The organism is Lentibacillus songyuanensis (genome assembly GCF_039548255.1).
GTDB lineage: Bacteria > Bacillota > Bacilli > Bacillales > Amphibacillaceae > Lentibacillus_C > Lentibacillus_C songyuanensis.
In genome coordinates this window covers 97,934-106,449 of the sequence record NZ_JBCLVH010000013.1, presented here as the reverse complement: position 1 = coordinate 106,449, position 8,516 = coordinate 97,934, and the positions used below count along the sequence as shown (strand labels likewise).

Sequence of the window (8,516 nt, the reverse complement as noted above, 5' to 3'; positions counted from 1 at the left end):
ACATTTTATGATAGAGTGCCTTTTCTTTTTTGGCTAGAATATCGCTCAAATACCCTCGAGAAATATTTTACACTTACATTTCATTGGGGATAAATATTGTTTGTTCGAACGAAAAATTTTAACTATAATTGAAAAGCATATTGGCGTATACTGGAAATATTGCATTTAGATTCGGCGCTTTTTGTGGTAATATGTCTCCGTAACTGGGTATGATTCTTGCACCTAATTTGAAGTGTTATGTTTATCAGAGATTGGAACATCCTATTAATGGCGATAGTCAGGAGGTTATGTAGATGATTTTTGGGTTAAAGGTAAAAAATATTTTATTCATATTGATCGGTTCAGCTATTTTTTCATTTGGCATTGTTCATTTTAATATGCAAAATAACCTTAGTGAGGGTGGATTTACCGGTATTCAATTGCTTCTCTACTTCTTATGGAACTGGGATCCGGCAATTACGAACCTGGTGTTGAATGTACCCGTATTTTTTGTTGGATGGAAATTTCTCGGCAGAAACACTTTTATGTACACAGTTATCGGAACGGTGGCTGTTTCGATCTTCCTGAGTATTTTTCAGATTCATCCGTTTGCTGTTCACCTCCAAAACGATATGACATTAGCTGCGCTGTTTGCTGGTGTATTTATTGGAATCGGTCTCGGAATCATTTTCCGTTATGGTGGGACGACTGGCGGTGTCGATATCATTGCTCGGATTGTCCACAAATATGCCGGCTGGAGCATGGGAAGGACCATGTTCATGTTTGACTTTATCGTTATCGCTACATCGGTCATTGCCTATCTCGACCTTGTAGAAGGGATGTATACGCTTGTTGCAGTCTATATTGGTGCAAGAGTTATTGACTTTATTCAGGAAGGTGCTTATTCCGCTCGGGGAGCAACGATTATCTCAAGTCATAGTGATGAAATCGCTCAAAAGATTATTGTTGAAATGGATCGCGGCGTAACCGTGTTAACTGGAAGGGGCAGCTTTACGGGAGAAACGCGTGATGTATTATATTGTGTCGTTGGTCGAAATGAAATTGTCAGGTTAAAAGGAATAATCGAAACGGTTGACCCTCATGCCTTCGTCGCTATGAGTTCTGTACATGATGTCGTTGGTGAAGGGTTCACACTAGACGAAAATAAAAACCCTATTCAAGAGTAGTTCATGATTATTAGCTTGTTCGCATCAAACAGCTAAGCCTTCTACGCTTTTCCCATAGGCCATAACTAAATACTTTTTCATTAAAGACGAACGATTATAGAATGGAAATGTAAAATATTCTTTCTAAAAGATGAATCTAGACATAGTTAATGGAAAATGCGACATAGAATGAAATGGTGGTTGAATTGCCGCTATGGAAAAACATGCCCCTCCAAAGGGGGATGTTTTTCCGTAGCTGGTATGGTGTGTGTCATTTTTTATAAATAGCCTAACCAGTCCGGGATCGCTACGGGCGGTGACTCCAGCGGGAAAGCGAAGACGATGAGACACCACAGTGAGCGTTCTTTGCGATCGAGTAGGCTCATCGCGAGCCCGCGGAAAGCATCCGCCCGTAGCGATCCCGGACGATGGGAGCAGCACTCGTATTTAAAAACCAACATCCTCCTTGTGTCACAATCTATAGATACTTGATACTTAAAAAAACCATCAACAAACAGATACTTCTTCCCTAAAACTTGATACTTTCCTAACGCGCAAAAATCCGAACGAATACAAATTGAAGAATTTGAATCATCGTTCGGATTTCCCTATAACCGAATGCTTTTATTCCAGGCTCTATATCTTATGAATAACGATGTTTCGCATGTTATTCCTGACTGGCGACATACATGAGAACAAAGCGCAATAATTCGGCAACTGCTACTAATGCTGCGGCAACATACGTTAATGCTGCTGCATTTAATACTTTCTTCGTCTCGCGTTCCTCATTATTGCGAATGATCCCGGTCGACACTAACTGTGTCATCGCACGGTTGGATGCATTGAATTCAACTGGCAATGTGACCAGTTGGAACAATACAGCTGCCGACATGAAGACAATTCCAAATAGCACTAAATTCATCATGTTAAAAATAAACCCAGCAATAATTAAAAAGAAAGATGCATTCGAGCCAAAGCTTGCTATCGGAGTCAGCGCACCTCTAAATCGTAAAAATGCATACTCTTCTGCGTCCTGAATAGCATGTCCTACCTCGTGTGCAGCAATTGCTGAGGAAGCCATCGACCGCCCATGAAAGTTTCCACTGGAAAGACGAACAACTTTTTTACGCGGGTCATAATGGTCCGAAAGAAACCCCTTTGTTTCCTCTATCTGCACATCGTAAATACCATTATCATGTAAAATCTTTTGTGCCACCTCAGCTCCAGTCATCTGAGATGAGGTTGGTTTTTTTGCATACAATTTGTAAGTATTTTTTACTTTAGATTGAGCCAACAGTGGGATAGCCATTAAAATGACTATATAAATAAGATATCCACCAAATCCAGCGAACATGTACATTCCTCCATTTATTTATTGTTCTAAGGTCAATTTTAGTCAAAAATCGTTAGAAAGTCAACGATTTGGTCCTTTCTTCTTTCTTTCTTCTCCTTTATATTTCCGATAACCAACATATGTCAATGTAACCGCAATTAACCCGCCAATAATAGCAATTAGCCAATAAAACACGCTCATATTATTGGTTGCCTCGGCATTCATGTTTGCCACTTGTAACGTTAAAGCGCTTGTTTTGACTGGTAAATACAACCAAAGGAATAAGAGGATGACAATTGATGAGAAAAACCGAATCACTAGTTGCAAAATATTCACAGAGATCACCCCACATACATCTTCTATCACCAATATATGTAGGGAAACTTACATTTATAACAGACAAATATCCTATCTAAGGTTACTTTAACCCGTAAAGGTCCAATTCTGTTCGGGCCTGCACGAAGCACGTTGTGTCGAACCCCCCACTGAATGAAGGTTCACTTTATTGTCTTCTGCTTTCTTAGGGTTAACCAATACGCAATCATTATCGATAAAATGCTAAGCCAAAATGTGAAATAACCAACTTCTTTCATATAAATGGTTAATGACCCGTACATAGGCATCATGCCAAATACATAGTCAATAATATCATTATGTAAGGTCCAAATAGCTGCCACCGTTAGATGACGTAGCTTTATGCGATAATAAGGTGCATACAACAAACCTTGAACAGCCATCGCACCGTGTGATGCAATTAACATGTATCCTTGCCAGCTTAGCGACCCATCGATATAGAGGGTCAACAAGTTCATGACGACCGCCCATATACCATATTTAAATAGAGTCACCATTGCTAGGGCTTCCATGTATGGTACGTTTTTTCGGATCAAAAAGAAAAAAAGCACAATCGTAAAAAACAGACTTGCGGTTGGGCTGTCTGGAACAAATATAAAAAATATAGGCGGAGTAATGGCTAACTGAGCCTTATACCAAATAAATCCATAAATGGTCCCCAATAAATTGATCATAAATAAAAAGAAAATGAACTTCCTGTCCTGTAATATGTACCTTACCATTTGTAATCCTTTCCATTTCGAATAATAAAGCTATTGTTCACCTAGTCATTACGTGCTTATAATTTCATTGAAGAAAAGCTTTTATGGAAAAAACACCTTCACCATTTAATATGGCAAAGGTGTTTTTAGCATACATTATTCTGCATCTTCGTTGACAGAAACAATGAAATCAGCCAATTGTTTTAATTCTTTATCGTTACCTTGGAATACACCTGGAGGCATGTCTCCGGTTCCTTCCTGGGCAATTGTCTGAATCTCGTCAGCAGAATGATCGATTCCAATCAGAGAAGGTGCAGATGAACCACCTTGTAAATCGTCACCATGACAAGATGCGCAATTGTCTTGGAAAACTGCATATCCCGGGTCATCTTCATCAATTTCTACATCAACTGTTGGTTCCGGCTTGTTGCTTTCTGCACGTGCTTCCCAATCAACATGTGATGCGGATTCATATGTTAGCCAAACCACTGATGCAACAGCAAGTAGCATCATGCCGACTGCTACTGGACGCTGATTTGGTCTTCTTCCCGGTCCATTGTCCAAAAATGGTGCCAGTAACAGACTGCCAAATGCAAGGCCGGGGATAACAAGAATACCAATTAAGATATATGGTCCACTTGCAAAATCGTATTTTAGCAGTTCATATAAAAATAAGAAATACCAGTCTGGTAACGGTATGTATCCTGCGTTAGTAGGATCTGCCATACCTTCCAGCGGTGATGGATGTGCGATGGTTAAACAGAGAAATCCAACCAGGAATACAGCACCAACCAACCATTCTTTCAATAAAAAGTTGGGCCAAAAAGCTTCTGTTCTTCCAGGATATTCTGAGTAGTCTTTTGGAATATTTGGTTTTGTATCGGCTGAAATTCGTGAGTCACCGACAAATTTCATTCCTTTTCCCTTGTGCACGGCTTTCCCCTCCTTTTATTTTATAGTGGTCCGGAAATTCCTTGTTTACGGATTAATAAAAAGTGAACAGCCATCAGAGCAAATAATCCTGCCGGTAAGAAGAATACGTGAATCGCAAAGAATCGTGTTAATGTCTGTGCACCAACAATACTAGCGTCACCGGATAACAGGATTTTAATCCAATCCCCAATAAATGGTACCTGCTCAGCAATTTCAAGTCCTACCTGTGTTGCAAAATAGGCTTTGTTATCCCATGGCAGCAAATAACCTGTGAAACCTAGCCCAAGCATACAGAAGAATAGCAGTACGCCGACCATCCAGTTAAGCTCACGCGGTTTCTTATATGCGCCTTGAAAGAATACACGCAAAGTATGTAAGAAAAGCATTACAATTACAACGCTTGCGCCCCAGTGGTGCATGCCTCTGACAATTTGTCCATGCGCAACCTCTGTTTGCAGGTAGTAAACCGATTTCCATGCATTTTCAATATCCGGAACATAATACATCGTTAAAAACATTCCAGAAAGTATTTGTATTACTGTTACGAAAAATGTTAACCCCCCGAAGCAATACACAAACGCCGAAAAATGGTGTGCGGGGTTAACATGTTCTGGTACTTCGTGATCCGCAATATCGCGCCATAAAGGCGTAATATCTACGCGTTCATCAATCCAATCATACATTTTCTGCAGCATAACTTATTACGCCCCCCCTCGTGGTTTTGCTTCTCCAAGGAACAACATTCCATCTTTTACTTTACTATCATAAACATCAAGTGGAGCCGTCGGTGGTGTATGTGGAACGTTTACACCATCTTTTGTATAACGTCCTCCATGGCATGGACAGTAAAATTGGTTCGGATAATCTTCACTGCCTTCCCACGATACAAAACAGCCAAGGTGCTTACATATTGGGGAAAGTGCGACAACATCACCGTTATCGTCTTTATATACCCATGCTGCTTTGTCAACTTTTGATTCATACCATGCATCGACTTGATCAATTTTCCAGTCGACACGCTGTGGCTCATCGGTAAGATCATCAACAGACATGCTGACATTTACTAAATCTCCTGATGTGGATGGCTGTAATACGGGATCAACGGCCATTCTTAACATCGGCACAAGCATACCAGCTGCCATAAATCCACCTACGCCTGTTAACGTATAATTAAGAAATTGCCGACGGGATACTTGTTGCTTTTTTTCACTCATGATTTTCCCCCCTCTATTCGTTTATCACGGACATAAAGATTTAATCAGATTACTAGGACATTACCATGATAGCGCAAACTGCTTGTCCGGTCAATAAATATTCCTTTTTGTAACAAAAGTTTCGTAATGTGTAAACATCTTTAAGCCCGCCGGCCGTTACCTTTTCCTAGTCGATCGTTTTTAGGTTTTTGTTATGACCAGTACGATTGAATCAATTCACTGATTTGACTAACCTGGTCACGAATAAATGATAACATCTCTTTGGATTGAATATCACCGGTTTGTATACCTGGCAGCCAAAGAAGTGTTCCATTTAGTTCCTGCTCGTGTCGTTTCCACTTAGCATCAAAGGTAACGAAAAAGACATGCTCAAAAGGCTGAGCTCGTCCATTCTCCACCCATGAATGCAATCGCTTGATTTCGGCATCCATTTCCTTTGTATTTAAATAAATGTAGCTTGGGCTTAGCAGGACTCTTCCGGTTAATTCTTTTTCGATTGCATTCGCAAAGATGCTCAGTACTTCTCCTTGAAAGGCACTTTTTTCAAGAGTTTCGTCATGTGCCAATTGAAACGGAAGTAATGGAATAATTAAAGTATCAACATATTCCTTGGCTTTTATGTATTGTTGTAAATCGTGTTTGCTCCATTGCATCTTGTATCAGCCTTTCTATATTATTTTACAAAAGCATGAAAAATATAAGTGAAAGTTCAAAAAGGGGGATAAAAAGGACTGAGGTCAGCTAAGCTTCCTGTCGAAGCGTCATTTTCATCGGACTTTTCGAACATCCTTATAAGCAAAGATCATCTTTCATAAATCTTACCGTATTCAGCCAAAAAAAATCAACCTATTGCTTCAGCAATTTAGGTTGATTTGGATTCTGCGCTTCAAGCTTATGTAAGCGTCTGGCCAGTTTTGTGAATTTTTGCTGATCTTTTTCATCCAATGCTTGATCGATTTCTTTTTGCAGTGCGTTTCTTTGATAATCATAGACTACTTTATCCAATAATTCCTTTGCGCATCTTTTATCCTTCTTTGTAATAAAATAATCTTCCGGAACAAAAGGATTTTCCTCTAAGACAGCAACGTACAGTTCATTTTGCTTTGCATTACGAAAATTCAATTGAATATATAAGGCTTCGTGCTGATTTAAACGAATATCATGGAATGATTTCTCGGCGTCAGTTGTCACTAATTGACTTTTATAAAAGCGGAACGGGACATCATTTGAACAATGACTGCTCATAATAATCGCTCGTGGACAGAATCTTGCTTCTCTAATAAAGTGAACATTAGCTAATAGTTCATCATGGTTAATCAAATAATTAAGAATCCATACACTTTCCCGTTTTTTTAATTGATAATGATTTAAAAACCATTGAATAAAGCTCTTTTTATCTTGTACAGAAATAGGAGTTTGCATCGATCGTTTCCTCCTTCACACCCAATTGAAAATGCTATCTATCTGTTTCATCATCCAGCCGGTGGTAAAATTCCTCTACCTCATAATCCTCTGGCTGTTCATATAGATATGCCTTGAAGATTGGCAGTGCATCCGCTATCCTCCCCTCCTCGGTTAAAAAGTACGCATATTCTTTTAAAAATTCACTATCTTTATTAAGGGTATTATATGCTTCCTGGTAATGGTTTAATGCATTTTTATATGAATCTGTTTCATTATAGGCCCGCGCTAATTCCCACTCGTATAGTGGATCGCTTGCCCCCGTTTTTTTGATTTCTTCAATTAGGTCGATGATGTCGGAATAGGAATCATTTGCTTTCAAGATTTCTATCAGGGAAAGGATGGCTTCTTTATAATCGGGATCCAGTGCAATTGCTTGGCGCATCCATTTTTCGCTTTCTTTATTTTCGTTTAATCGATAGGCTAATGAGCCAGCGTAGAAGAACAGCTCTTTGTTAAATTCATCAACCTGTAAACCTTTTTTTGCGGTTTTATAGGCCTCATTCGGCAGTTCTTCTGCTTCGTAGGCTTTGGCAAGCTGGTAATAAACTGTATGGTAATATGGATCTATATCAATGACATGTTCCCAAGCTTTGATCGAGATATCTTTTCTGCCTGCCTGAAAAGCGGTCAGCCCATATTTAAATAGGGTATCAGGGTCCTCGTGTCCGGTGTCTTGATAAATGGCCAGCGCTTGTTCATACTCCCCAATCGCAGCGTAGCTTTCTGCTAACCGTCCCGGAATCGAAACATTTGCCATTTCCTTTGTTACCCCAATAATTCTTTCATAATACGTGATTGCTTTTAAATAATCGCCAGTTGAAAACAATAATTCTCCTAAAGCGAAATCAATGATCGGCTCAGCAGGATTTAATTGTTTAGCAACTAATAATTTTTGTTCCGCTACTTCAAACAATCCTTGGGCCTGATAAAGATCAGCAAGCTGAATAAGTGCTTGCAAATAAGATTCATCGTCTTCGGAAATATCATTTAATAGTTGAATCGCTTTTTCATCATTTTCCAGTTCAATATAGATATCGGCCAGCGTAATTTTTATGTCACTTTCATGCGGATATTGCTGCAGCAGATCTTGTAAAATATTGCTCGCTTCTTCTAAAAATCCCCATTGAATAAATAACTCTGCAATCGTAAATCGTTCTTCTTCATCAGCTATCGGCAAATAATCTTCCAATAAAGCAATTGCCTCATCGCTTTTTTTACTTTCCATCAAATGGACAGCTTCCATAATGGTTTCCAAACGGCTACATCCTTTCGTTATCTTTCCTTAACTCTTCTTTTGATAAAGAAGCTATTTGGGGTGAAATTTTCTTTATCTCATTCTTATCGGGACAGTAAGCCCCCACTTCAAGATTTT

General features: G+C 39.3%; 9 protein-coding genes and 1 pseudogene. 1 reads left to right on the top strand and 9 read right to left on the bottom strand.

Annotation, left to right across the window (positions count from 1 at the left end; translation table 11 throughout):
* Window positions 1-293: 293 nt before the first annotated feature.
* The gene (locus tag WMZ97_RS13800; protein ID WP_343272671.1) at window positions 294-1,166 is read left to right on the top strand and encodes a YitT family protein; all 873 of its coding nucleotides are present in this window, start codon (window positions 294-296) and stop codon (window positions 1,164-1,166) included.
* Between the two features lie 646 nt (window positions 1,167-1,812).
* Here the strand turns inward: WMZ97_RS13800 and WMZ97_RS13795 are convergent.
* The 9 genes and pseudogenes from WMZ97_RS13795 to WMZ97_RS13755 form a co-directional block, all read right to left on the bottom strand.
* Window positions 1,813-2,499 (bottom strand): zinc metallopeptidase, encoded by a 687-nt coding sequence (locus WMZ97_RS13795; protein WP_343272670.1) that lies wholly within the window; start codon window positions 2,497-2,499, stop codon window positions 1,813-1,815.
* 60 nt (window positions 2,500-2,559) lie between these two features.
* Window positions 2,560-2,664, bottom strand: a pseudogene (locus WMZ97_RS13790) (sporulation protein YpjB); the annotation flags it as partial.
* Between the two features lie 311 nt (window positions 2,665-2,975).
* Window positions 2,976-3,554 (bottom strand): DUF1405 domain-containing protein, encoded by a 579-nt coding sequence (locus tag WMZ97_RS13785; RefSeq protein WP_343272669.1) that lies wholly within the window; start codon window positions 3,552-3,554, stop codon window positions 2,976-2,978.
* A gap of 135 nt (window positions 3,555-3,689) precedes the next feature.
* Window positions 3,690-4,466 (bottom strand): menaquinol-cytochrome c reductase cytochrome b/c subunit, encoded by a 777-nt coding sequence (locus tag WMZ97_RS13780; protein ID WP_343272668.1) that lies wholly within the window; start codon window positions 4,464-4,466, stop codon window positions 3,690-3,692.
* Between the two features lie 20 nt (window positions 4,467-4,486).
* Window positions 4,487-5,161, bottom strand: a complete 675-nt coding sequence (gene qcrB, locus WMZ97_RS13775) for a menaquinol-cytochrome c reductase cytochrome b subunit (RefSeq protein ID WP_343272667.1) — start codon at window positions 5,159-5,161, stop codon at window positions 4,487-4,489.
* Window positions 5,162-5,167: 6 nt separating this feature from the next.
* Window positions 5,168-5,680, bottom strand: coding sequence for a QcrA and Rieske domain-containing protein (locus WMZ97_RS13770; protein WP_343272666.1), 513 nt, complete (start codon window positions 5,678-5,680; stop codon window positions 5,168-5,170).
* A 191-nt stretch (window positions 5,681-5,871) separates the two neighbouring features.
* Entirely contained in the window at window positions 5,872-6,333 is a 462-nt protein-coding gene (locus WMZ97_RS13765) for a DUF2487 family protein (protein ID WP_343272665.1), read from the bottom strand.
* A 193-nt stretch (window positions 6,334-6,526) separates the two neighbouring features.
* The gene (locus WMZ97_RS13760; protein ID WP_343272664.1) at window positions 6,527-7,102 is read right to left on the bottom strand and encodes a ReoY family proteolytic degradation factor; all 576 of its coding nucleotides are present in this window, start codon (window positions 7,100-7,102) and stop codon (window positions 6,527-6,529) included.
* Window positions 7,103-7,136: 34 nt separating this feature from the next.
* On the bottom strand, window positions 7,137-8,399 hold the full coding sequence (locus tag WMZ97_RS13755; RefSeq protein ID WP_343272663.1) for a tetratricopeptide repeat protein: 1,263 nt from the start codon (window positions 8,397-8,399) through the stop codon (window positions 7,137-7,139).
* Window positions 8,400-8,516 lie beyond the last annotated feature (117 nt).